This window comes from uncultured Brevundimonas sp., assembly GCF_963977465.1.
Classification (GTDB): Bacteria; Pseudomonadota; Alphaproteobacteria; order Caulobacterales; family Caulobacteraceae; genus Brevundimonas.
Genome location: NZ_CAXBOQ010000003.1, coordinates 177,916 through 201,392, shown reverse-complemented (window position 1 = coordinate 201,392; position 23,477 = coordinate 177,916). Strand labels below are relative to the sequence as shown.

Annotated in this window: 25 protein-coding genes and 1 tRNA gene; 13 read left to right on the top strand and 13 right to left on the bottom strand. The window is 67.1% G+C overall.

The genetic code is table 11. From position 1 onward, the window contains the following. Positions 1–66: 66 nt before the first annotated feature. From AAC067_RS07955 to fliQ, 4 genes are read right to left on the bottom strand one after another with little or no spacing between them, the layout of a single operon-like run. Positions 67–2,121 (bottom strand): ATP-binding protein, encoded by a 2,055-nt coding sequence (locus AAC067_RS07955; protein ID WP_339931272.1) that lies wholly within the window; start codon positions 2,119–2,121, stop codon positions 67–69. A gap of 49 nt (positions 2,122–2,170) precedes the next feature. After that, on the bottom strand, positions 2,171–3,247 hold the full coding sequence (gene flhB / locus AAC067_RS07950; RefSeq protein ID WP_339931270.1) for a flagellar biosynthesis protein FlhB: 1,077 nt from the start codon (positions 3,245–3,247) through the stop codon (positions 2,171–2,173). Continuing rightward, positions 3,240–4,010, bottom strand: a complete 771-nt coding sequence (fliR, locus tag AAC067_RS07945) for a flagellar biosynthetic protein FliR (RefSeq protein ID WP_339931268.1) — start codon at positions 4,008–4,010, stop codon at positions 3,240–3,242. The genes flhB and fliR overlap by 8 nt, the downstream gene beginning before the upstream one ends. Before the next feature lie 7 nt (positions 4,011–4,017). Next, entirely contained in the window at positions 4,018–4,281 is a 264-nt protein-coding gene (gene fliQ, locus AAC067_RS07940) for a flagellar biosynthesis protein FliQ (RefSeq protein WP_339931266.1), read from the bottom strand. 161 nt (positions 4,282–4,442) lie between these two features. On the opposite strand from fliQ, the gene AAC067_RS07935 reads away from it, so the two are divergent. The 3 genes from AAC067_RS07935 to AAC067_RS07925 all read left to right on the top strand — a co-directional run bounded on the left by AAC067_RS07935 (position 4,443) and on the right by AAC067_RS07925 (position 7,400). After that, positions 4,443–5,552, top strand: a complete 1,110-nt coding sequence (locus AAC067_RS07935; RefSeq protein ID WP_339931264.1) for a 2OG-Fe(II) oxygenase — start codon at positions 4,443–4,445, stop codon at positions 5,550–5,552. A 46-nt stretch (positions 5,553–5,598) separates the two neighbouring features. Beyond that, positions 5,599–6,186 (top strand): GTP cyclohydrolase I FolE, encoded by a 588-nt coding sequence (folE, locus tag AAC067_RS07930; RefSeq protein ID WP_339931262.1) that lies wholly within the window; start codon positions 5,599–5,601, stop codon positions 6,184–6,186. A 65-nt stretch (positions 6,187–6,251) separates the two neighbouring features. Then, the gene (locus AAC067_RS07925; protein WP_339931260.1) at positions 6,252–7,400 is read left to right on the top strand and encodes an acyltransferase; all 1,149 of its coding nucleotides are present in this window, start codon (positions 6,252–6,254) and stop codon (positions 7,398–7,400) included. Between the two features lie 19 nt (positions 7,401–7,419). Here the strand turns inward: AAC067_RS07925 and fliE are convergent, their stop codons facing one another. From fliE to flgB, 3 genes are read right to left on the bottom strand one after another with little or no spacing between them, the layout of a single operon-like run. After that, positions 7,420–7,740, bottom strand: a complete 321-nt coding sequence (gene fliE, locus AAC067_RS07920; protein ID WP_339931258.1) for a flagellar hook-basal body complex protein FliE — start codon at positions 7,738–7,740, stop codon at positions 7,420–7,422. Between the two features lie 8 nt (positions 7,741–7,748). Then, on the bottom strand, positions 7,749–8,165 hold the full coding sequence (flgC, locus tag AAC067_RS07915) for a flagellar basal body rod protein FlgC (RefSeq protein WP_339931256.1): 417 nt from the start codon (positions 8,163–8,165) through the stop codon (positions 7,749–7,751). A gap of 25 nt (positions 8,166–8,190) precedes the next feature. After that, on the bottom strand, positions 8,191–8,595 hold the full coding sequence (gene flgB, locus AAC067_RS07910; RefSeq protein WP_339931254.1) for a flagellar basal body rod protein FlgB: 405 nt from the start codon (positions 8,593–8,595) through the stop codon (positions 8,191–8,193). Between the two features lie 159 nt (positions 8,596–8,754). Between flgB and AAC067_RS07905 the strand changes: the two genes are divergently transcribed. The 3 genes from AAC067_RS07905 (at position 8,755) to AAC067_RS07895 (ending at position 10,260) form a co-directional block, all read left to right on the top strand. After that, the gene (locus tag AAC067_RS07905; RefSeq protein ID WP_339931252.1) at positions 8,755–9,045 is read left to right on the top strand and encodes a flagellar biosynthetic protein FliO; all 291 of its coding nucleotides are present in this window, start codon (positions 8,755–8,757) and stop codon (positions 9,043–9,045) included. Between the two features lie 23 nt (positions 9,046–9,068). Next, the gene (gene fliP, locus AAC067_RS07900) at positions 9,069–9,869 is read left to right on the top strand and encodes a flagellar type III secretion system pore protein FliP (RefSeq protein ID WP_339931719.1); all 801 of its coding nucleotides are present in this window, start codon (positions 9,069–9,071) and stop codon (positions 9,867–9,869) included. 112 nt (positions 9,870–9,981) lie between these two features. Next, a complete protein-coding gene (locus AAC067_RS07895) occupies positions 9,982–10,260 on the top strand; it encodes an HU family DNA-binding protein (protein WP_300445855.1) in 279 nt (92 codons plus the stop codon). Between the two features lie 12 nt (positions 10,261–10,272). Here the strand turns inward: AAC067_RS07895 and AAC067_RS07890 are convergent, their stop codons facing one another. Further along, positions 10,273–13,179, bottom strand: coding sequence for a hypothetical protein (locus AAC067_RS07890; RefSeq protein WP_339931249.1), 2,907 nt, complete (start codon positions 13,177–13,179; stop codon positions 10,273–10,275). Positions 13,180–13,308: 129 nt separating this feature from the next. On the opposite strand from AAC067_RS07890, the gene AAC067_RS07885 reads away from it, so the two are divergent. Further along, a complete protein-coding gene (locus AAC067_RS07885; RefSeq protein ID WP_339931247.1) occupies positions 13,309–13,731 on the top strand; it encodes a DUF983 domain-containing protein in 423 nt (140 codons plus the stop codon). Between the two features lie 262 nt (positions 13,732–13,993). On the opposite strand, the gene AAC067_RS07880 is transcribed toward AAC067_RS07885, so the two are convergent. The 4 genes from AAC067_RS07880 to AAC067_RS07865 all read right to left on the bottom strand — a co-directional run bounded on the left by AAC067_RS07880 (position 13,994) and on the right by AAC067_RS07865 (position 16,282). Next, entirely contained in the window at positions 13,994–14,659 is a 666-nt protein-coding gene (locus tag AAC067_RS07880) for a hypothetical protein (RefSeq protein ID WP_339931245.1), read from the bottom strand. Between the two features lie 34 nt (positions 14,660–14,693). Further along, positions 14,694–15,287 carry a DUF488 domain-containing protein gene (locus AAC067_RS07875; protein ID WP_339931243.1) on the bottom strand — a complete coding sequence of 198 codons (594 nt, stop codon included), beginning with the start codon at positions 15,285–15,287 and terminating at the stop codon, positions 14,694–14,696. Positions 15,288–15,471: 184 nt separating this feature from the next. Then, a tRNA-Arg gene (locus AAC067_RS07870) sits at positions 15,472–15,548 on the bottom strand. A gap of 251 nt (positions 15,549–15,799) precedes the next feature. Next, positions 15,800–16,282 carry a hypothetical protein gene (locus AAC067_RS07865; RefSeq protein ID WP_339931241.1) on the bottom strand — a complete coding sequence of 161 codons (483 nt, stop codon included), beginning with the start codon at positions 16,280–16,282 and terminating at the stop codon, positions 15,800–15,802. 143 nt (positions 16,283–16,425) lie between these two features. On the opposite strand from AAC067_RS07865, the gene AAC067_RS07860 reads away from it, so the two are divergent. The 4 genes from AAC067_RS07860 to AAC067_RS07845 all read left to right on the top strand — a co-directional run bounded on the left by AAC067_RS07860 (position 16,426) and on the right by AAC067_RS07845 (position 20,486). Then, the gene (locus AAC067_RS07860) at positions 16,426–18,912 is read left to right on the top strand and encodes a helicase-related protein (RefSeq protein WP_339931239.1); all 2,487 of its coding nucleotides are present in this window, start codon (positions 16,426–16,428) and stop codon (positions 18,910–18,912) included. Continuing rightward, on the top strand, positions 18,909–19,202 hold the full coding sequence (locus AAC067_RS07855; protein ID WP_339931237.1) for an RNA-binding S4 domain-containing protein: 294 nt from the start codon (positions 18,909–18,911) through the stop codon (positions 19,200–19,202). Before AAC067_RS07860 ends, AAC067_RS07855 begins: the two co-directional genes overlap by 4 nt. Positions 19,203–19,273: 71 nt before the next feature. Beyond that, positions 19,274–19,615 carry a ferredoxin FdxA gene (gene fdxA / locus AAC067_RS07850; protein WP_339931235.1) on the top strand — a complete coding sequence of 114 codons (342 nt, stop codon included), beginning with the start codon at positions 19,274–19,276 and terminating at the stop codon, positions 19,613–19,615. 298 nt (positions 19,616–19,913) lie between these two features. Further along, positions 19,914–20,486, top strand: a complete 573-nt coding sequence (locus AAC067_RS07845; RefSeq protein ID WP_339871271.1) for a CarD family transcriptional regulator — start codon at positions 19,914–19,916, stop codon at positions 20,484–20,486. Between the two features lie 84 nt (positions 20,487–20,570). Here AAC067_RS07845 and AAC067_RS07840 read toward each other — a convergent pair whose 3' ends face one another. Continuing rightward, positions 20,571–21,038, bottom strand: coding sequence for a DUF3617 family protein (locus tag AAC067_RS07840; protein WP_339931233.1), 468 nt, complete (start codon positions 21,036–21,038; stop codon positions 20,571–20,573). A 225-nt stretch (positions 21,039–21,263) separates the two neighbouring features. Between AAC067_RS07840 and rpmB the strand changes: the two genes are divergently transcribed. Together rpmB and AAC067_RS07830 are read left to right on the top strand one after the other, a co-directional pair. Further along, the gene (gene rpmB, locus AAC067_RS07835; RefSeq protein ID WP_339871275.1) at positions 21,264–21,560 is read left to right on the top strand and encodes a 50S ribosomal protein L28; all 297 of its coding nucleotides are present in this window, start codon (positions 21,264–21,266) and stop codon (positions 21,558–21,560) included. 125 nt (positions 21,561–21,685) lie between these two features. Then, positions 21,686–23,416: a M1 family metallopeptidase gene (locus AAC067_RS07830; RefSeq protein WP_339931231.1), complete on the top strand. Its 1,731-nt coding sequence runs from the start codon at positions 21,686–21,688 to the stop codon at positions 23,414–23,416. Positions 23,417–23,477 lie beyond the last annotated feature (61 nt).

Below are 23,477 nucleotides of genomic sequence, written 5' to 3'. Positions count from 1 at the left end.
CGCTGACGGCCGAAGCTGCAAGTGAAACATCGGCAATGTCCGGCCGCAGACGCGAATTCCGACGGCCTATTCGCCGCGCAATTCCTGCTTCACCCGCTCGGCCAGGATCTTGATGTCCAGCGGCTTGGGCAGGAAGGACACCCCCGCCTCATCCTGCAACAGGTCCGAAAAATCGCTCTCGGCATAGCCCGATATGAACATCACCGGCACATCCCCCAGAAAGGGACGCGCCTTCTTCAGCAGGCTGGGTCCATCCAGGCCCGGCATGATGACGTCCGAGATCATCATGTCGATCTTGCCCGCCCATTCCTCGGCCAGCTCCAGGGCCTCCTCGCCGTCGGCGGCCTCGATCACCTCGTAACCGCGCTGGCGCAGCAGCTTGGCGGCGATGCCGCGCACGGCCGCCTCGTCCTCGACGAACAGGATACGCCCGGCCCCGGACAGGTCACGCGGTGTCTTGACCTTGACCTCGACCGGCGCGACCTCGGCCAGCTCGGCTTCGGCGGCAGCGGGCAGGAAGATGCGGAACGCCGCCCCCGCGCCCTCAAGGTTGACGACATTGATGTGGCCGCCGGCCTGTTCGACGATGCCGTAGACCGTGGCCAGCCCCATGCCGGTGCCCTCGTTGACCGCCTTGGTGGTGAAGAAGGGTTCGAAGATCTTGTCCAGGATTTCGACCGGTACACCCGAACCCGTGTCCGATACCTCGATCAGGGCCAGTTCTTCGACCGGGGCGTCGTGCCAGCCCATCGCCCGGGCCTCGTCACCAGTCAGACGCCGTGTGCGGATGGTCACCACCCCGGCTCCCGGCTCGACCACGCCACGCATGGCGTCACGGGCGTTGACGGCCAGGTTCATCACCGCCGTCTCCAGCTGGCTCTTGTCAGCCAGCACGACCGGCAGGTCGCGGCCGTAGTCGGTCTCCAGCCGCACATCCTCGCGCAGCAGGCGGCGCAGCAGGACCGCAAACTCCCCGACCAGCTCGCCCAGATCCAGCCGTTCGCGCCGCACCGTCGACTTGCGCGAGAAGGCCAGCAGTTTGCGCACCAGATCAGCAGCCCGGATCGCCGTCTGACGGATTTCGTTCAGCCCCTCATAGGACGGGTCCCCGACCGGATGCCGCTCCAGCAGCCCGGACAGCTGCAGCTGGATGGCGGTCAGCAGATTATTGAAGTCATGGGCCACGCCCCCGGCCAGCTGACCCACGGCCTGCATCTTCTGGGCCTGGCTGAGCTGCAGCTCCATCGACTTCTGGGCCGAGACGTCGAACAGCCAGACGCGGCGCTTGTCGCCTTCGGGTGCAACATACAGGTGAAGCATCCGGTCCGGATGGGCGCGCGCCACCAGTTCGATCGGTCCGCTGGAGCCGGTGGTCAGCTTGGAGCGCGCCTCGATCATGCCGTTGGGTTCGAACAGATGGCCAAAGGCCGCGTCGCGGGCCGAGGCGGGGCCGGTCAGCACGGCCAGGGCCGCATTGGGCTCCTCGACCTGGCCGGAAAAGATGTCCTCATGAGCGATCACGGCCGAACCGAACGGCGCGCCGGCCGCCATGGCCCGCCCCTCGCCGGCGCTGGTACCACTGCCGACCTGCATCGCCGGGGCATGGGCCAGACCCAGAACCGCCTCGGGGGCGGCCCGGACCAGGAAACGCCCGCCGCCGGCATGGCTGATCAGGACCTCGAGCTCACGGGCACCGATGGTGACGATGGCCCGGGCCTGTTCACCCTCACGCGCCTGGGCGAAGGCCATGTACAGGGCCGAGACAGAACGCCCCTTGGGCAGGGCGACCATGGCCCCGTTCTCCTCGGCCCAGGCGCCGTTGAATGCCAGCACCTGGCCGCTGGTCCAGACCAGCGCCGCCGGCTCGCCCAGCGCATCCAGCATCTCGACCCAGACGTCACCGGTCGGCTTGCGCACCTCACTGCGGCCGAAGGCGAACAGACCGGTCAGGGCCACGGCGACCGCGGTGAAGATCAGGATCAGACCCGGCGCGCTGTACGGATTGGCCCGGAAGGCCGGATAGGCCAGCGCTCCAACCGCGAGAACGAAGCCCACGGCCATCACGATCAGCAGGGGGTCGAACGGGGGACGGGCTTGCGCCTGCCAACTCTTGGTCTGCATGGGGCCTCGCGGAGCCGATTCGCTAGCGGCAGCATACGCCTTTTCCATCCTACCGCTTCTTCCGCCCCTGCATGACAAAGCCGATGACCCGCGCAGCCGCCTCGAAATGCTCGCGCGGGATGGTGTCGTCGACCTCGACCGCCGCGTACAGGGCGCGCGCCAGCGGCACATTCTCGATGATCGGCACCTTGTGTTCCCGGGCCACCTCGCGGATGCGCAGGGCCAGGGCGTCGACACCCTTGGCCACGCAGATCGGCGCGCCGTCGCCCTTGTCCGGCTCGTAGCGCAGGGCCACCGAATAGTGGGTCGGGTTGGTCACGATCACCGTGGCCGTCGGCACGGCCTGCATCATCCGCTGCCGGCCCTTCTGGGCCCGGATCTGCTTCAGCTTGGCCTTAACATGGGGGTCACCCTCGGCCTGCTTATAGTCTTCCTTGGTCTCTTCCTTGGTCATCTTCATCCGCTTGGCGAAGCGGTAGCGTTGCCACAGGTAGTCAGCCCCGGCGGTGAAGGCCAGGAAGGTTAGCGCCGCCGTCAGCAGGGCGATCACCAGGTCCCGCGCCGCCGGCAGGATGGCCGCCGGACTCAGCGCCGCCATGGTTTCAAAGTCGTGGAAATGGGATTTCAGAACCAGCCAACAGATGACCCCGATCGCCAGCAGCTTGAAGAAGGTCTTCACGAACTGCATCAGGCCGTCGGGCCCGAAGATGCGCTTGAACCCGGCGATCGGGCTCAGCTTCTCCAGCTTCGGCTTCATCTTCTCGGCGCTGAACACCAGACCCGACTGGGCCAGGTTGCCGCCGGCCCCGCCCAGCATCGTGGCCAGCATTACCGCGCCCAGGAAGGGGGCCGCGGCCCAGACCGCGCGATAGCCGATCTCGGCCCCACCGCCCGCGTTCAGCGCGCCCATCAGGGCGTGCGGTCGGGCGATGAAGGGCAGCAGGTCCTCGGCCAGCCGACTGGCGAACCAGCCGCCGCTGATAAAAATCACCGCCGTCGCCCCCATCAGGCTCAGGGTCGAGGCGACATCCGGGGATTTGGGGGAATCACCCTTTTTTCGCGCGTCCGCGAGTTTTCGCGGTGTCGCCTCTTCTGTTTTCGACTCGGGATCGGGCGCGTCAGACACCGGCCGTCCCCGCGAAAATACCCGCCAGGGCGCGGTAGCGGTCGATAAAGACCGTTCCGATCACCCCCAGCGACAGGGCGAAGATCGACAGGCCCAGAATTACACTCAGGGGCGAGGCGACGAAGAAGATCTGGAAGGCGGGCATCACCCGCGCCACCAGACCCGACGCCATGTTGAACACCAGGGCGAAGACGATGACCGGCGCCGCCAGCTGCACCCCCAGGGCGAAGCTGTCGGCGATGGTGCGAATGGCCAGGGTGGCGAAATCCGTGACCATCAGCGGCCGGGCCGGCGCGATCAGCTCATACGACCCCACCAAGCCGGCGATGAACAGATGGTGGGTGTTGGTGGCGAAGATCAGGGTGGTACCGAACAGCATCAGAAAGGCTCCGAGCGTCGAGCCCTGCTGCGCCTGCATCGGATTGGCGGTCTGGGCGAAGCTCAGCGTCGTCTGCATCGACACCACCTCACCCGCCGTCGACAGGGCCGTCATGAAGGCCCGCAGCAGGGCCCCGATCATCAGACCGGTGATGACCTCACGCAGGACCCATCCGGCCATCCCGCCGATGCTGGCCGGCAGGCCCGGCAGGGCCCCGCCGACGATCGGCCACACAACGAGGGACACTGACAGGGCCAGGGCCAGGCGGATACGCGGCGGGACATAGGTTTCGCCGACGCCGGGGATCATCATCAGGATCGCGCCGATGCGCGCGAAAATCAGACCGCCGGCCCAGACCTGATCGGCGGTGGCGTAGGGTTCCACCTCGGGCTCACATCCCGGCGATGCGCGCGGCGATGGTCCGCATGAAGCCGCCCAGCAGCGACCCCATGACCGGCAGGAACAGCAACAGGGAAACGAAGATCGCCATGATCTTGGGCGCATAGACCAGGGTCTGTTCCTGAATTTGGGTCAGGGCCTGAAACAGGCCGATGCTGACGCCGACCACCAGGGCGACCAGGAGCATGGGACCACTCAGCTGAATCGTCAGCCAAAGGGCATCACGCCCGACATCCAGAACTTCCGCGCCGTTCATTCTCAGCTCCAACGATACTGGGCAGAAAATGCCGGGACCATGGTTAATGCGGAGTTAGGAAACGGCTGCCGAGCGGACGATTTCCCGGCTGACGGCCGGGGCCCCTGCTCCGCCGCAAAATCCGCTGCACTCCGGCGACACCGGTGATATGGCTCCAGACCATGAGTTCGCTGGCCACTGAAGACATTCACCGCCGCGCCGTCGCTGGTGATGGGGACGCGCAGTTCGCCCTGTCACGGATCTTCGACCGCGAAGGCCGCCACGAGATTGCCGTCTCCTGGCTGGACCGGGCCGCCCGTCAGGGTCACGTCCCGTCGATGACATGGCTGGGAACGCGCCTGCTGGTCGGCCGCGCAGCCCCGGTCCAGCCGAACGAGGGGGCGATCCTGCTGGCCCGCGCCGCTGAACTGGGCCATGCCGAGGCCGCCGCCCGGCTCGCTGTGCTCGCGGCTGTCGGCATCGGGCGCCCGCAGAGCTGGGAGACGGCCCTCGACTGGCTACAGACGGCCGCCGAACGGGGCGACGCCGCCGCGCGCGCGCAGCTGGTGTTGCTGACGGACGATGACGGCGTGGCAGCAGCCGCGGACCGGCCCGACCCCAAATCTGCGCTGTGGGCCCGAGCCCGCAAGGCGGTCAATCTCGCGGCCTGGCTGACCCCGCCGGTCGCCCGCACCATCTCGGACTCGCCGCGCATCCAGGTCTTCGAGGGCTTCGCCACCCCGGCCGTCTGCGCCTGGATCATCCAGCGCGCCAGCGCGCGTCTGGTCCCGGCCCGGGTCTATGACGCGGACAAGGGCGGCCGTCGCCCGGACGGCATGCGCACCAGCAGCGGGGCGGGTTTCAGCCTGCTCGACACGGACCTGATCCTGGCCCTGATGCGGGCCCGCATGGCTGCCGCCGGCCCGGGTCTGGATCCTGCGACCTTCGAGCCCTGCAACATCCTGCGCTACGACATCGGCCAACGCTACGAGCCGCATTTCGACTTCCTCAATCCCGAAGCCCCGGCCCTGGCCGAGTCCCTGGCCAAGCAGGGTCAGCGTCAGGCCACCTTCCTGACCTATCTCAACGAAGATTATGCGGGCGGTGAGACGGCCTTTCCCGAGCTGGACTGGCGCTTCGGCGGCAAGACCGGGGACGCCCTTCTGTTCTTCAACGTCGAGCCCGACGGACGCGTCGATCCACGCACCCTGCACGCCGGCCTGCCGCCGACCACCGGCGAAAAATGGCTGCTTTCGCAGTGGATTCGTGACCGGCCGCAGCCGATCATCTGAGCGGCAACGCTCCCCTTTCGCCGCATCCCGCACTATGGCTGATCGCATGACCGACTCTCCGCTCGAAACCGCCATCCCCCAGTCCGAGGCCGAGGCCGCCGTCCGCACCCTGATCCGCTGGGCCGGCGATGACCCTGATCGCGAAGGCCTGCTCGACACGCCCGCCCGCGTCGCACGCAGCTATCGCGAGCTGTTCTCCGGCTATGAGGTCGAGCCACGCGAATATCTGGAGCGCATCTTCGAGGAGGTCGGCGGCTACGATCAGTTGGTCGTGCTCAAGGACATCCGCTTCGTCAGCTTCTGCGAGCATCACATGCTGCCGGTCGTCGGGGTGGCCCACGTCGGCTATCTGCCGACCGACCGCGTCGTCGGCATCTCCAAGCTGGCCCGGGTGGTGCGCGGCTATGCCAAGCGGCTGCAGATCCAGGAGAAGATGACGGCCCAGATCGCCGACGCCATTCAGGAGGTTCTGAAGCCCGCCGGGGTCGGCGTGGTGATCGAGGCCGAACACAGCTGCATGACCCTGCGCGGCGTCGACGTCCCGGGGGCCACCCTGACCACCAGCACCCTGCTCGGCGTCGTCCGCGATGATCCCCGCACCCGCGAGGAGTTCCTCCAGCTGGTACGCAGCTAATCCTGCGATAAATGGCCCGGCCCTTGCTCCAACAGGTCTGAACACCGGTCGGGAGGGCCGGAATCATGACCTGGACCGCCATTTCGACCCAAAAAGAGACAACGCCCATCGTTCGCGGCGGGTGGCTCGACGCCCTGCGGTTCATCGTGGCCTCGCTGATCATCCTGCATCACTTCCAGGGCGCGGGGCCGGTGGCCCTGGCCGAAGGTGTGCATCCCGTGTTTGAGCGGGGCGGATTCCTGCTCACCAACTTCTTCCTGATCGACAGCGGCTATGTGCTGATGCGGGTCTACGCCGCCTCGGTGGCGAGCGGCCGCATGTCGGCGGGCGACTTCTTTCTCAAGCGCTATCTGCGAGTCGTGCCGGCGCATCTGTTCATGGGGCTGAGCCTCGTGACGCTGGTCGTCGGCGGTGGGCTGCTGGGCGTAGCCCCGCGGTCCCCCGAATGGTTCCGTTGGGACCAGTTGTGGGCCCAGCTGAGTCTGACCCAGGCCTATGGCGTACCCGGCGGCTACGGCTGGAACGCGCCGAGCTGGTCGATCTCGGCCCTGATCGGTTGCTACCTCGCCTTCCCGTGGATCCTGAAGGGTCTGATGCGGCTGAAGCCGTGGACGGTGCTGGTGCTAGGCATCGGCGGCTATCTGGTCGTCAACCAGATGAGCTGGAACCTGCTGGGCTATCCCGTCTACCAGATGCCGATGGGCTTCGGCTTCGTCCGCGCCCTGCCCCTGTTCGTGCTGGGCATGGCCCTGGCCTGGTTCGCCCAGAACGTCTGGATCAGCCCGAAGCTGGCCGGATGGGCCGGCATCGGCGCGGCGCTGGCTCTGGCCTTCGTGCAGTATTTCGACAAGCACGCCCTCGTCTCACTGGCCTGTATCTCGGTCATCATTCTGGCGGCGGGCGCGACACCGACGCCGCGCCCCTCGAAATGGGTCGAGAAGGCCGCGCAGGTGTCATTCTCGATGTTCATCACCAATGAGGTGGTGCGCATCGCCTGGTTCGGCGTGGCCAATGTCGCCATCGCCCGCTTCGCCCTGCCGGTCGGCGCACAATGGGCGCTGTGGGTCGCCGGGGTGGCGGCGGCCTTCGTCTTCGCCTTCGCCTTCCACTTCCTGCTCGACAATCCGATGCAGGGCCACATCCGCGCCTGGCTCAAGGGCCGAAGCCGCCGCCCGTCAGGGGTCACCCAGCCGGTGGTGTCGCTGGAGGGCTAGGGGCCGGGCGAGCGGCCGATCAGATCGGCATCCGCATGATTTCCTGGTAGGCCTGAATCACCTGATCTCGGACGGCCATGACGGTCTCCAGCGAGGCTTCGGCCGAGGTCACGGCGGTGACCACATCGATCAGACTGCCCTGGCCCTGCACCGAGCTGGCCATCTGTGTCTCGGCCGCCTTGGTCGACTGGGTCAGGTCGCCCATGACGTTCTGCAGCAGGTCGGAAAAGCCCGCGCCCTGGGCCGCGCCCGCCCCACCCGTGGCCGAGGTCAGCTCGGTCGGCATGGCCCCGCCCTGAACCGAGGAATAGGCGCGCGCCGCCATTGCCGGATTGATCATCTAGCGCCTCACTTCTTCAGCAGGTCGAGAATGCGGGCGTCCATCGCCCGCGCCGTCTCGATGACATTGAGGTTGGCCTCATAGGCCCGCTGCGCCTCGCGCATGTCCATGGCCTCGACCAGCGAGTTCACATTGGGCCGCAGCACATAGCCTTCGCCGTCGGCGGCCGGGTGCGAAGGGTCGTATTCCTTGCGGAAGTCACTCTGATCCGGCCGCACCTCGGCCAGGGTCACGCCGGTGGCCCCGTCGACGGTGCGGGCCTCGAACACCGGGATCTGGCGCCGATAGGGCGTGCCGGCCGCCGTCTGCGCCGTCGATTCGGCGTTGGCGATGTTCTCGGCGATGACGCGCATGCGCGACTGCTGGGCCTTGAGGGCCGAAGCGGCGACGGCCATGGCGCTGTTGCGGGCGACGGGGTCTGGCATGATCTATTGATCCTCGCTCATGGCGTCAGCGACCCGGGCCGCGGGCGGCCATCCGCAGCATGTTCATCGACTTCTGGTAGAAGCTGATCGCGGCGTCATAGGCCATGCGGCTCTCGGCCATCTTCAGCATCTGCTCCTCGACCACCACCGTATTGCCGTCCAGCGTGGTTTCGGAATCCGGGGCGGCACTGGTGTGGAACCGGCTCTGCGGCGCGGCGGGTGCGATGTGATTCGCGCTGGTCCGGGTCATCTGCAGCGCCCCGCCCTCGCGCAGGGCCGCGGCGAAATCGGGCGGGGCCTTGAGGTCGCGACCCACGTAGCCCGGTGTGTCCGAATTGGCCACGTTCTGGGCAATGACCCGCTGACGTTCGTCCAGCCAGGACATGCGACCCTTGATCTGGTCCAGCAGGGGCAGGTCGGAAAAGCCCATGGCTTCCTCCTGTCAGACGCGGCGCGCCCGTTCAGATGGGCAGAAAATGCCGCCTGCATGGTTAACGCGGAGTTATCTAAACGACCCGTTAACCACGATCGGCAAGGCTCCATGCGCCGGCCCCCGATCGCGGAGGAGTCGCCGGCAGGGCCATTTTGAATGAATTTCCTCGACCTTGCCCGCGCCGTCTTCGGTCTGGCCTTCACCCTCGGGATCATCGGCCTAGCCGCCTGGGCCGCCCGGCGTTATGCGCCGCAACTGATGGCCCGGATCAGTGCCGAGCGCGGCGAGCGCCGCCTGCGGGTCGTTGAAACCTTGGTGCTGGATCCGGCCCGCCGTCTGGTTCTGGTCCGGATCGACGATGAAGAACGGCTGATCCTGCTGGGCGAGGGTCGTGAGCTGATCGAGCCGCGTCAGCCTGCCCCGCCCTTGCCGGAGATCGACGCGTGACCGCGCGCGCGCCACGGCCAGCCCTGTTCGCCGTGCCGACCCGGGCCGAGTTCAAACGCGCGGCCCTGCTGTCCCTGCTGACCACCGTCCTGTGCCTGCTGTGGCCGCTGGCGGCCCTGGCCCAGGAGGCGGCCCAGAGCGGTGCCGCCATCAATGTCGACCTCGGCACCGGGGCGGGCCTGACCACGCGGGTGGTGCAACTGGTCGGGCTGATGACCGTCCTGTCACTGGCCCCGTCCATCGTCATCATGACCACCAGCTTCGTGCGAATCATCGTGGTTCTGTCCCTGCTGCGGACCGCCCTGGGCATGCAGCAGTCGCCGCCGAACGCGGTTCTGGTCTCCCTGGCCCTGTTTCTGAGCGCCATCGTCATGGCTCCGACATGGCAGGACGCCTATGATTCGGGCATCCGCCCCCTGCTGGATGAGCAGATGGAGCTGCCCCAGGCCTTCGATGCGGCCTCCGAACCTGTGAAGACTTTCATGCTCGCCCAGGTGGACCGCAGCGACCTCGCGCTGTTCACCCGACTGAGCCAGGTGGAGGCCGATACCGCCGCCCCCGACCTGCCCCTGCGGGTGGTCACGCCGGCCTTCATGATCAGTGAATTGAAGAAGGCCTTCGAAATCGGATTTCTTCTTTTCGTTCCGTTTCTTGTGATCGATCTGGTGGTCGCCAGCGTGCTCATGAGCATGGGCATGATGATGCTACCGCCGGTGGTGGTTTCCCTGCCCTTCAAGCTGATCTTCTTTGTGCTCGTCGACGGCTGGAGACTGGTCGCCGGAAGCCTGGTCGAGAGCTTCCAGCGGGCCTCCGGAACGGGCTGAATCCCCACCGTCAGTGACCCAAGCGGCAAGCACCGCTTGCCAAGAACACCAAAACACGTGTTGATCGGGTGGTCTCGCCCGGGAATCGGGTGGCCTTTTTTGGAAACGACCCATGACCACACAAGCTGAACTCATCGCTGCCGTCGCCAAGGACGCCAACGTTTCGCAGGCCGACGCCGGCCGCGTGCTCGAAGCCATCGTCAAGAACATCCACAAAAGCCTGATGGGCGGCGGCGACGTCCGCATCTCGAACCTGGGTGTTTTCGACACCGCTGCCCGTGCCGCCCGTGAAGGCCGCAACCCGGCCACCGGTGCCACCATCAAGATCGCCGCTTCCAAGGCCGTGCGCTTCCGCGTGTCGAAGCCGCTCAAGGATGCGGTCAACAGCTAGGACGTTTTCCGGTCAGGCGGCGGCCGCGGGTCTCGCGGCGGCCGCCGGTGCCGGAACCTGAGCTTGAGGACGGGCGGGGGTCGCAGCAGTGCGGGTCTCGCCCGTCTGCTGTCTGAACCGGGCCTTCATCGCCGAAACCCATCCAGCGAAGGTATCGGCCCCACCGGCCGCCGTACCGATTTGGGCGGGATCGACGTCGCCGCCGTTGGGACCCGCCAGGGCGATCCGCAGCGCTCCGGCCGAACGGGCACCCGGCACCAGCGGCGCATAGTCCCGTGACAGGCGCGCCAGCGCCCCCTGGTCATCAACCAGCGAATAGCCGACCCCGGCCCGGATCAGCAGGCTTTCCTCGGCCGGTGTCAGCGGCTCCGTCGAGGCTTTCCAGCGCTCGCCCAGGCGTTTGTCATAGGCCGCCGCCGCCGCCGCCCAGTTTTCCTGTTTCCAGAACACCTCGGCCCGCACCTCCGCCGCCGCCGGCGTGGTGTCACGATCCAGCACCTCCAGGGCATGATCAAAGCGGCCCAGATCCATCAGGGCCCGGGCCTCCAGTGCCCGTCGCTCGGTGTTCAGGGCAGTGGGCAACAGGGTCGTGCGCGAACTCCAGATCGCCTGCAACGCCTTCTCTGCCTGCCGGTCCATCAGATAGACCGTGGCCAGGTCGGTCGCGACCTGGGCCTTGGCCACGCCCTCCAGCCGGTTGTCGACCTGGTGTTTCAACAGCTCGGCCGCCTGGTCCAGCAGGTCGACGTTGACCAGCCGCCGTGCCAGCCGGCGCACCATCTCGTCGCCGTCGGCACCGATCGGGGTCAGTTCCCGGAAATCATAGAACAACCCCAGGGCCTGGATCGGCTGCAACCCGTCGGCCCCGCCCTCAAGGAACAGGCTGCGGAAAGCATTGGACAGGTCCATCTGGAGGTCGATGGCACCCGGGAGGTCGGCCATCCGCGTGCCCGCCCCGCGCAGGGCCGTCAGCGCCTCGCGGTACAGGCCCTGCGACAGATACAGGCTGCCCAGTTGCCGGATCACGGCCAGTTCGGTGGCGTCTCCGCGCCAGCGCCAGCGCAGCGATTCCAGCTGGTCGGCCGCCGCGTCGGGCTTCAGCGTGCCACGGTCCAGCTCCATGCGCACAACGGCCAGCTTGGCCGGGGTCGCGATGCCGTCCAGCGGGGCCCGCGCCACGGCCTTGTAGACGGCCAGAGCCCGGTCACCCTCGCCCTGCAGCTCGAACAGCCGTGCCTGGACCAGCCGCGCCGTCAGTTGGTCGGCGGCGCTGGTCGGCTGGCTGAAACTGTAGGCCAGCAGGGATCTGGTCGCGTCCAGATCGCCGGTTTCCAACGCTGCCAGCGCATGGGCGGCCCCGAAACGCGCGCGCCAGACCTCGGGAAAGCTGTCGATCACCGAAGCGCCGGCGATAAAGCCCCGCCGTGCCTCGGCCCAGTCGCCCTGCTGGGCGGCGATATAGCCCTGCCAGACCGGTGCCGATGGATCACCGGCCAGGGCTCCGGCGGCGAAATCGGCCTGGGCCTCCTGAATCCGGCCGATCGAGGCGCGGGCCGCACCGCGCAGGCCGCGAACTTCGGCCTCTCCGGCCATGTTCGGGGCCTGGTCGATGATTGCGTTCAGGATGCCGACGGCCTCATAGCCCAGGCCCGAGGCGACCAGGAAACGGGCCAGGGCCAGCCGGGCCTCGATCGGCGCGCGCGGATTCTCACCGGCGGCGTAGGACTCTTCGGCGGCGCGAATCTGCAACTCGCGGAAGCGGGGCGCATAGCCGCCCGGACCGGTCTCGCTCCACGCCGGCAGGATCAGCGCGGCGAACCGGGCCTTCTGCGGCGCGCCGTTCGGCACATGGGCTGCCGCCAGCAGCACCGACGGCGGCGACAGGATCAGCCCGCCCGGCCGCGTCAGCGACACCAGGTCGCCGTCCGCCGTGACACGCAGGTCGTCGGTCGGGGTCTCGATCGCCAACCCGTGCGCCGTCGGCAGCAGGGTCAGGTCGACCGACTGGCGTCGCTGGCCCAGACCCTTACCGGGGGCCAAGGCGGTGACCGCCGCGAATCGATCGCCGACCAGCGGATCGGTCAGCCAGACAGCCCGGGTCGCCCCGGCCATCCGCACGACCAGCGCCAGATCACCGCTGTCGGCACGCGTCACCTCGACCCCGTCGGCCGCAACCCGTTGGCCACCGATCACCACCGTCCACGCAGCCCCGTTGCTGACCACCGACACTGGCAGGTTGTCGGGGGCGGCGATGCGGACGGCCGTATAGTCGGCTCCGGCGGCCCAGCGTGCGTCGGTCGCCGGTCCCAGGGTCCGGGCACCGGCCATGTCCAGACGGGCGACCGTGTCGAACACGACCCAGACCGCCGCCCCACGGCGGAACACGGCCGCGCCGACCGGCTGGGTCCAGGCGAAATTCAGCGAAACCTTGTCCGTCGTTGCGGTCGCCGTCACCGGAATGGCGGCGGCGGCGGCTGCGGCACCCGGGGCTGCCGGGGGTGCCTTGCCCGGCGCATAGAGGTTCAACCACACGGCACCGTCGGCGCTGCCGGTGCGGGCATCGGCCCCCTCGGCCAGGGTCAGCACCAGTTCCGTGCCCCCGGGCACCGACCGGGTCTCGACGCTCTCGACCCCCTTCGGAGGATCGACCCGCAGGCGCGAGACGTCGGGGGCGGCAGTGGCCCCGATCCGGACAATGACCGTCTGGCCCTCGCGCCGGACCTGCGACCGCGCCCCGATCACCCCGGCGAATTCGACCCGGGTGAAGCGCGGATTGGCTCCGACGCGAATATCGACGGGAGAGATCCCGGGGCCGATCTCTTTGGCCAGCGGTGCCAGCGGCGACAAGGCCACGGCACCCGCCGCGGCAGCCGCCACGGTCGTTCTGAGGATGCGCTTGCTGGATGAGACCCCGGACATACGCGCGCACACTCGCGTGAAGCCCTTTAATCGCGGTTAACGGAGGATGACCGATCACCGGTCGCGGTCGCCCACCCCGCGACACTGACGACGCTTGCAACCCCACCGTCCGGGGCAGACACCCCATGCATGACCAACGTTCCGCATGCGCGTCTCAGCACCCTGTCGACCGGCCTGCGCTGCCGCTGTCCCCGCTGCGGCGAAGGCCCGCTGCTGATCGGCTATCTGACGATCCGTGAGTCCTGCCCGGAATGCGGTCTGGATTACAGCTTCGCCGACCCGGCCGATGGCCCGGCCTTTTTCGTGATGTCCGCCGTCGGCCTGATCGGCATGATCGGTCTGATGGCCTTCGACCTGATCATGCATCCGCCGATCTGGATGCATCTGGTCGTGACCCTGCCGCTGCTGACCCTGATGTGCCTGGCCACCCTGCGCCCGTTCAAGGGCTGGATGGTTTCGGAACAGTTCATTCACAAGGCTGAGCAGGCGGAGTGGGCGAGCGTCGGCAAACATGGTGTCGGCACCGGCCCCCGCGGTCGCCGCCCGGACTGAAGTCTGTCGCGGAGGAGGTGGCGACCCCGGAGGACACCGTCCTGCCAAACCATTTCAATGAGCTGAGATGTCAACCTTCAGCACTACTCTCAATGAATTCAACAGGTTAAACTACGGCGTTAAACTTGGACAGACCGGCTCCTACGGTTGGGTGCGAGATCGTGCACCCAACGTCGTCCTAAGACTTCGGTCATCATCGTGGTCCTGACGGCGCGATAGCCACGCCGGGCCCGCGGCGACTCCACACCGGCGGTTGCGAGGACTAGATCAGCCTCATCTGGTGACTTTCGTCTAGGCGAATGATCCCGAGAAGGATCCAAGTCGTCGGATGCTTTGCCATGGTTCCGAACGCGAAGGCGACGCCGGCGTCAGCGTACTCACCTTCGTAGCGATTCTTGAGCCGCAAGAGGGCGGAGTCCTCGCCGTATTCTCGACGCCACTTGAAGAAGGTCGCGGCGGTTTCCCAATCCCCACAGGCCATGTCGTGCCGCCCTGTTTCGTCTGTGAACCGCATGCGGATGTCAAAGGGACACGGCTCGATCGCTGCCAACTCTTTATCGAACAGGCTCCCTTGGCTAAGAGTCCGCCCGCGCTTCTCTCGATCTGCCTCGATCTCAGCATCTGCCTTCCGTTTCCAAACGAACTCGAAACTGTCGGGTCTGACCAGAGCCAACGACTCTCCCCGCTCCGCTGCAGCAAAGATCGAAGGACGAATTAGACTCGCGAGGAAGTCGCCGCGAGATGCCGGCTTCAACTGTCCGACGCGCTTGAGGCGATTCTCCTCGATCGTGCGGCTCTCCTTGCGCCGATCGGAAACCGGTAGTCGAGGCACGTACTCGACAGTGTCCCAGCGGCTGAACTGCCTGTCGCCAGTGAGATGGCGGAATCGAATGGGAAACAGCCGACGCCATTCGCCGTCGGGGGTCACGCCCGCACAGCAAACGGTCTCGCCATACTTCGCGCTAGGCTGCGGCCAAGCCTTCACCAGAATGACTGATCGCTCGAGCTCCAAATGCCGCCCCCGGATTGTTAACGCGAAGGTCCACAATCAGTAGTTTCATCGCCTTGGCAAGGCGTCGAGCGATCACCGTTCGGTGGCAGTGACTTGCGTCAGCCTCGAAACACATGAGAGCAATGGGTGATTGTCCTGCTAGCCGGCCAGCTTCCGCTAGCGCGTCAACAGCAGCTGGAGTGGCGAGGTGAGCATCATATATCCGCTCGAACGCCCGGAACCGGCCAGCCCTCGCAGCCTCCCGGCCCGGTTTGGGGTCACCGAGGTCTCTGAGATGAACGTACCGGATACCCTCGGCGGTAAGGCGCAACCCCAGTGCCGTTTTCGAAAAGCCGGGTCGTCGGCTGACAGCCACCGCGCGGACATCAACAAGCGTCTCCACCCCGGCGGCCGCCAAGGTCGCAACGAACGCGTCGATGTGCGCTCCTTCGTAGCCGATCGTGAAGATATCCATTGGTGCCTCCATAGAGCCATCCGGCGCTGCTTGCGTCAGCGATTGGTTAAGAGCGCCGTAACCAAGTTCATTGGCGCCGAACTGTTGCAATGGGGACTCAGTTCTACCCAAGGGAGGTGGAAACCCCTCGCGGTTTGATGGACCTGGAAAACGGAGTTGTTCGCTGCCAAGAGGCTCCCGATTGGCCGTTGCGGGGTCCGATTTTGGGGGCGTCAAACCCGCCAGTGTCAAACCTTTTGCAACCCCATGTTTTATCAGATGAAAACAAGGGAGGTGGCGACCCCGGAGGGACTCGAACCCCCGACCTCTGCTTTAGGAAAGCCTTGCTCTATCCGGCTGAGCTACGGGGTCACGGACGCTGACCTAGCGGCTCGATGGGCGCGGGGGAAGCACCTCTCACCGCCATGCGATGGAATTCCCCGTCAGCGCCAAAGCGCTGATCATCCGGCCCGACCTCGTGATTGTGGTTAATCACCCTTAAGATACAACATCTTGTAGGGAACAAACCCTGAATACGGCGGTGTCAGTGATTCGGTCCTGATTCGTTTCGCCCCTGTTCCGCCGGTTAACCACGCCCCGTTAAGACCGACCGCTCGGATGCCCTAGACCAGCAGCATCAGCACCGGCAAAACGACCCCGGCCAGCAACAGCCAGCGCGCCGTGACCCGCGACCGGCTGACCATGGCCCCCATCCACACACCCAGCAGGGTCGACAGCACCAGGCCGACGGCGACCAGGGTGAAGAACCACTGCAGCAGCTGTTTAGACAGCGGCGGGGCCGGCTTGGGTTCCGGCGTGGCCGTTTCGACCGCCACGGGCGCGGCGACCGTCTCGGCCGGAGCCGCCGCCGGTTCGGCCCGCTTCTTCTTCAGCGCATAGACCTGATCCATGTGCATCCGGCCCAGCTTCTCGACGATGGGCGGCGGGGTGTAGCCCTCATGACTTTCCTGCAGCCGGAAAATCTGCAGACCGCCGGTGATCGCGAACAGCAGCACGCTGGGCGCGATGAGCATGCCCAGAAACAGGTGCGCCTTGCGGATCAGCATCGGCCAGGCGATCGGCTTGCGGGCGGCGGTGTCAGTCAAGGTCAGGCTCCGGATAAGGGGTGACCTCCAATGTGCGGTCCGGGCGGTGATCAGCAAGCGAAATTCACCCTCCGGCCTGCGACCCGGACGTCCGGTGTTTGAGACTTGAGCAACGGGCCGCGAGTTGCCACCTTGGGTCCATCATGAGTGACCGCCCCACGGGTCTGGCCCCCTCGCGCGTCGTCGCGGTCCTGGGCCCCACCAATACCGGCAAGACCCATCTGGCGGTCGAGCGGATGCTGGGTCATGCCTCGGGCATGATCGGCCTGCCGCTGCGGCTGCTGGCGCGCGAGATCTATGAGCGGATCGTCAAACGCTGTGGCGCAGCGGCCGTGGCCCTGATCACCGGCGAGGAGAAGATCGTCCCGCCCCGCGCCCGTTTCTTCGTCTGCACGGTCGAGGCCATGCCGCTGGAACGGCAGGTGGAATTCCTGGCGGTCGACGAGATCCAGCTGGTCGCCGATCCCGAGCGCGGCCACATGTTCACCCAGCGGCTGCTGCACGCCCGCGGCCGGTTCGAGACCATGTTCCTGGGGGCCGGCACCATGGCCCCGCTGATGCGGGCCCTGATCCCCGACCTCGAGGTCGTCACCCGCGAGCGGCTGTCGACCCTCAGCTATGACGGCTCGAAGAAGCTGACCCGCCTGCCGCGGCGCAGCGCCATCGTCGCCTTCTCGACCGACCGGGTCTACGCCATCGCCGAACTGATCCGGCGCCAGCGCGGCGGGGCCGCCGTGGTCATGGGCAGCCTGTCGCCCCGCACCCGCAACGCCCAGGTCGAACTGTTCCAGTCCGGCGAGGTCGATTTCCTCGTCGCCACCGACGCCATCGGCATGGGGCTGAACATGGACGTCGACCATGTCGCCTTCGCCGGCCTGCGAAAATTCGACGGCACCCGGACCCGCTGGCTGCATGCCCATGAGATCGGCCAGATCGCCGGCCGCGCCGGTCGCCACCTGCGCGACGGCACCTTCGGCGTCACCGGCGAATGCGATGAATTGGATTCGGATCTGGTCGATCAAGTGATCGACCACCGTTTCGAGCCGGTCGTGGCCGCCGAATGGCGCAATGCCCGGCTCGATTTCGACACCCTGCCGGACCTGCTGCGTTCGCTGGTCGAGACGCCCGGTACGCGGGGGCTGAAACTGGCAGCCCCGGCCCTGGACGAGACCCTGTTACGTCGGGCCATGGTCGATGACGACGTCAAACGCATCGGCCGCTCACGCGGGGCCGTGATGCGGCTGTGGGAAGCCTGCCAGTTGCCCGACTTCCAGAAGACCACCCTCGACGAACACGCCCGTCTGTCGAAGGAGATCTTCCAGGCCCTGACCGGGCCGCGCGGACGGCTGGACAATGACTGGATCGCCCCGCGCTTCGCCCGGCTGGACCGTGACGACGGCCAGATCGACCAGCTCTCGGCCCGTCTCGCCGGGGTCCGCACCCTGTCCTACATCGCCAACCGGGCCGACTGGCTGGATCAGGCCCGCGACTGGCGCGACCAGACCCGGGTGCTGGAAGAGCGACTGTCCGACGTCCTGCACGAGCGGCTGACCGCCCGTTTCGTCGACCGCCGCACCACCGCCCTGATGCGCTCACTCAATGACCGCCCCGACCTGGCCGCCGAGGTGGCCGAGGACGGTCGGGTCACGGTCGAGGGCGAGGTGGTCGGCCACCTGGACGGCGTGCGTTTCGCCCCCGACAAGGGCGGCTCCACCCTGGCCGACCGCACCCTCAAGGCCGCCGCCGGTCGCGCGGTCGGGCCCGAGATCGCCCGACGGCTGGGCAGTCTGACCGCCGACGGCGACGACGCCTTCACCGTCACGCCGGACGGCATCGTCCTGTGGCAGGGGGCCCAGGCGGCGCGGATCATCGGCGGCGACCCGTTCGCCCCCCGGGTGCGACTGCTCGGCGACCTCGGCCCCGTCGCCACGCGCGACCGCGCCCGCCAGCGTGTCGAGGCCTGGCTGGCGGCCGAGGCCGGACGGGCGCTGAAGTCCCTGCGTCGCCTGCGCCGCGCCCTCGACAGCGGCACGCTCAAGGGTCTGCCGCGCGGCCTGGCCTTCCGGCTGGTTGAGGCCGGCGGGCTGATCGACCGGGCCGAGGTCGAGCGCGATCTCCACGCCCTCAGCCCGGCCGAGCGTCGCACGCTGCGCACCTTCGCCGTGCGCATGGGCACCCATTCCGTCTGGCTGCCCGACATCCTGAAGCCCCGCGCCCGCGCCCTGGCCCTCGCCTTCGTCGCCGATCAACCGTTTCGTCCACAGGCCGAAGGCCTGACCCTGCTGCCCCATCCGCCGCCGACGGTCCGCACCCTGTCGGCCTGGGGTGTGCGCGCGGTCGGACGTTGGGCGGTGCCGGTCGAGGCACTGGAGCGGGCCGCCGACCAGCGCGGCAAGGACGGCACCCTGAGTGCCGAGATCCTGGCCGAACTGGGCTGGACCGCCGAAGAGGCCAAGGCCCTGACGGCTGCCCTGCGACCGACGCGCGCGCGTATGCCGGATCGGCCCGGACGACCAGCGGCCCTGCCAAAGGACTCACCCTTCGCCGCTCTGGCCGCCCTCGCCCCGAGCCCGACACGCGCGCCGCGCCGCAAGGCCGCGACCCGTCGACGCAGTGCGCCCAAGGCATGAGCGCCGCCGGCTGTCGTATTGATATCTGGCTGTGGCAGGCCCGCTTCCTGCGCACCCGGTCGCTGGCGACGGCCTTCGTCGACCGCGGTGGCGTGCGCCTGACCCGCCACGGGCGTCAATCCCGCCTCGACCGGGCCGCTCGACCGGTGCAGGTCGGTGACACCCTGGTCTTCGCCCTGAATGGCCGTCTGGTCGAGCTGACGATCGCCGCGCTCGGCACCCGGCGCGGGGGCTCGGCCGAGGCCCGCGGCCTCTATGTCCCGGTGGACCCGACCATGCCCCGCGGTTGACAGGACCCCGGCCCGGGGTCATGTGCGCAGGCCATTCCCTCCCCAACGTCCGCCGGTATTCCAGCCTCGCCATGACCTACATCGTCACCGACGCCTGCGTGAAATGTAAATACATGGACTGCGTCGAGGTGTGTCCGGTGGACTGCTTCTATGAGGGCGAGAATTTCCTCGTCATCGCGCCGGACGAATGTATCGACTGCGGTGTGTGCGAGCCGGAATGCCCGGTCGACGCCATCGTCCCCGACACCGAGGACGAGCCCGACGGCAAATGGCTTCAGGTCAACGCCGAATATGCCAAGGTCTGGCCCAACATAACCGTCAAGGGCACGGCCCCCGCCGATGCTGCACAATTCGAGCGTGAGACCGGCAAGTTCGAGAAATATTTCTCCACCAAACCGGGCAAGGGCTCCTGATCCACCGAACCACGCCGGACCGGTGACGCCCCCTTCCGGGGCCGGGGCTGTGGATGTTTTGAAATTCCGGCATTTTGTGATAGGTTCATCGACATTGGGTCGGGCGGTCAGCGAATTATTCGCCCCGCCCGCGTTTGCGACAGAACCCCGCCCACGAAGGCTGGGTCGGCCAGAGGTTTGGTGATCCGTTTCCGCATTGACGTCTAAGCCTGTCCCCTCCGACGGCCCCCGCCGACGGAGAGGATTTGACGTCTCTGCGTTTCGTTTTGCCCGCCCCTGTTGCCGGGAAAGGAATGACATGACGAGCAAGAGCGGTCTGGAATTCAAGGTTGGCGACGCGGTCGTCTACCCGGCGCACGGTGTCGGCAAGGTCGCCGCCGTCGAGGTCCAAGAAGTCGCGGGCATGGAACTGGAAGTCTATGTCGTGACCTTCGACCACGAGAAGATGACGCTGCGGGTTCCGACCAAAAAGGCCAAGACGGCCGGCCTGCGCACCCTGGCGGCCGACGATGTGGTGACCAAGGCCCTGACCACCCTCAAGGGTAGGGCCCGTATCAAGCGCACCATGTGGAGCCGTCGCGCCCAGGAATACGAAGCCAAGATCAACTCGGGCGACCTGATCTCGATCGCCGAGGTCGTCCGCGACCTGCACCGCGCCGACAGCCAGCCGGAACAGTCCTATTCCGAGCGCCAGCTCTATGAATCGGCGCTCGACCGCATGGCCCGTGAAGTCGCCGCGGCCAACCGCATCGACAAGGGGGCTGCCGTCGAGCTGCTGGCCAAGTCGCTCAGCGCCAAGAAGGCCGTGCTGTCGCCGGCCGCCATTGCCGCTGCTGCCGCCGAAGCCGAGGCCGAGGCCGAAGCCGCCTGATCCGTCAGGCCATCGTCGTGACAGACAAAAGGCCCGGTCGCGAGACCGGGCCTTTTTCCTGTTCTGGATCCCGGTAGACGGGGCTCAGAAATATTCGGCGTTGGCCGGGCACTCAGCACTGATCCGATGCGCCGTGATGCTGGCCGGAATATAGGGCGTGCCGCGAGCCAGTTGGGCCCCCCCGCGGAAGCGGAAATTCTCCGCATCATAGGGGCCGTTCAGCCGGACATTAACGCTGCGGCCCTTGGGATCACGACAGACCCCTTCGAACCGGGCCTGGCCGTTTCCGACCACACGCACCGGATAGGTGCACTGCCAGCGGCGAGTCGACAGGCCACCGAAGAAGCGGTTGATCTCGCTGGGCCGGACACATTTGGTCTCGGTATCGCCCATGCCCAGGGCACTGGTCGTATATTCCCAGTAGCCGGGCAGCACGGTCTGGGCCGCAGCCGGCGTCTGGGGGGCCGCAGCGGATGCACCCAGCATCAGGGCACCGGCGAGAACCGGCACAGCGGTCGCCAGTGTGCGGGTCAGCAGAGCAGAAGGTTTCATGGTCGCCCCTCGGTTTGAAAACGATGTCATACATACACTCTCTACAAGGTGGCATTTGAACGGCGGCTGAACAGGGTCGTTCGACTCCGGACAGGCCGGTTCGGCCTTGACGCGCGGAGTGCCCTTCCTCTATACGGCCCCCTCTCGCGCGGGACATTTGCCCGCGCGTTCCTGTTTCATGCATCCGGCTCCCTGTTTCCGGATGTGATCTTTAAGGATCTGACGATGTCTCGTCGTTGCGAACTCACCGGTATCGGCCCGATGGTCGGCCACAGCGTGAGCCACTCGAATGTGAAGACCAAGCGCCGCTTCCTGCCGTCGCTGAAGACGGTCAAGCTGGCCTCCGAGTCGCTGGGCCAGTCGTTCAGCCTGCGGATCTCGAACGCCGCGCTGCGCACCCTCGACTACAAGGGTGGCCTGGACGCCTTCATCGTCAAGGCGCGCGACGAGAAGCTCTCGACCGCCGCCCAGCGCATCAAGCGTCAGGTCAAGGCCAAGCTGGCGGAACAGACCGCCGCCTGATCGGTGCCTGACTCCCGAATTTGAATGAGGCCGGTGGCGACACCGGCCTTTTTCTTTGCCCGCGATCTCCCTTGCGCCCACGCCGCACCGCCCTACGCTCGCCCCGGTCGTCTCCGGAGTTCGCCGTGTCCGCCATCGTCGCCCGACTTGCCGCCTCCGTGGCCGCCGCCCTGGCCCTGGCTGCCTGCGCCTCGACCCCGCCGCCGATGCCGGTGCCGCGCGTCTCGACTGCCTTCACCCTCGAGACCGACCAGCCGCGCACCGCCGAACAGCTGGTCCTGCGCTTCGACCGCGCTGATCTATCGTTCCGCGTCAGCCCCGAGGCCCGCGCCATCAGCGCCGTGGCTGCGCTCGACTTCACGGCCACCGCCCCGCTGGTGCGGCTGGCGGTCGAACTGGACACGCGGTTCGACATCTCCGAAGTCGCCGTCGACGGTGCACCCGTGTCACCTGACCGCTGGGCCAATCCCGACGGGCGGCTGACCGTCGACCTGCCCAGCCCTCTCGCCGCCGGTCAGTCGGTCACCCTGCGTATCGCCTATGCCGGCCGGCCCCGGATCGCGCCGAATCCGCCGTGGGGCGGCGGCTTCATCTGGTCGAGCACGCCTGACGGCCGACCGTGGATCGCCACTGCCGTCCAGGGCGAGGGCTGCGACCTGTTCTGGCCGTGCGTTGACCACCCGCTGGCCGAGCCGAGCCGCGTCGACCTGCACATCACCGTGCCCACGGGCCTGTCGGCCCCGGCCAACGGCCGCCTGACCGGCATCGTCGACCAGGGCGACGGCTGGACAACCTGGAGCTGGAGCGCGACACAGCCCAACACCTATGCCGTGGCCCTGAACATCGCTCCCTATGTCGAGCTCGAGGCCGACTACGCCAGTCGCTACGGCAACACCGTGCCGATGACCTACTGGTATCTGCCCACCGACAATGCCGACAGAGCCCGGGCCCTGTTCGACGAATTCCCGCGCATGCTGGACTTCTACGAAGCCACGGTCGGCCCGTTCCCGTTCGGTGACGAGAAGATGGGTGTGGTCGAGACCCCGCACTTGGGCATGGAGCACCAGACCATCAACGCCTACGGCAATGGCTACAAACTGGATGGGCGGGGATTTGACTGGCTGCTGCACCATGAGCTGTCACACGAATGGTTCGGCAACCAGCTGACCAACGTCAATGCCGACGACATGTGGCTGCACGAGGGTCTGGGCACCTATATGCAGCCCCTCTACGACCGTTGGCTACACGGCGACCGGGCCATGCAGGCGTCGCTGCTGAAACAGCGTCAGGCCCTGCTCAACCGGCACCCGGTCGTGTCCGGCGAGCGGCGCACCGAGGATCAGGTCTATGACGGTGACATCGGGCCGGGCCTCGACATCTACAACAAGGGCTCGCTGATCGCCCATTCCCTGCGCCTGCTGATCGGTGACGAGGCCTTCTTCAATTCAGTCCGGCGGCTGGTCTATGGCCGCCCCGATCCGCGCCCGGGCAATTTCAGTCCGCGTTACGCCTCGACCGGCGACTTCCTCGCCCTCGTCAATGACGAGAGCGGCCGGGACCTGACCTGGTTCTTCCGCGCCTATCTGTACCAGGCAGCCCTGCCCGACCTGCGCCAGACCCGCAGCGGCGACCGGCTGACACTGGAGTGGGTCACCGGCGACGGCGGAGCCTTCCCCATGCCGCTGGACATCGAAATCAACGGCACGGTGACGACCCTGCCGATGACCGGTAACCGCGGCGAGATCACGGTGCCGACCGGAGCCCACGTCCTGATCGACCCCACTGACAGGGTCCTGCGCCGCCTCGAGCATATCGAGGCCTGGAAGGCGCGCGAGGCAGCTGACGCGGGCGGCTAATCGTCATTTGCTGGACTGTCCCAATATTGGGACATCACCGAAATCCCGGCTTCTGGCGTGA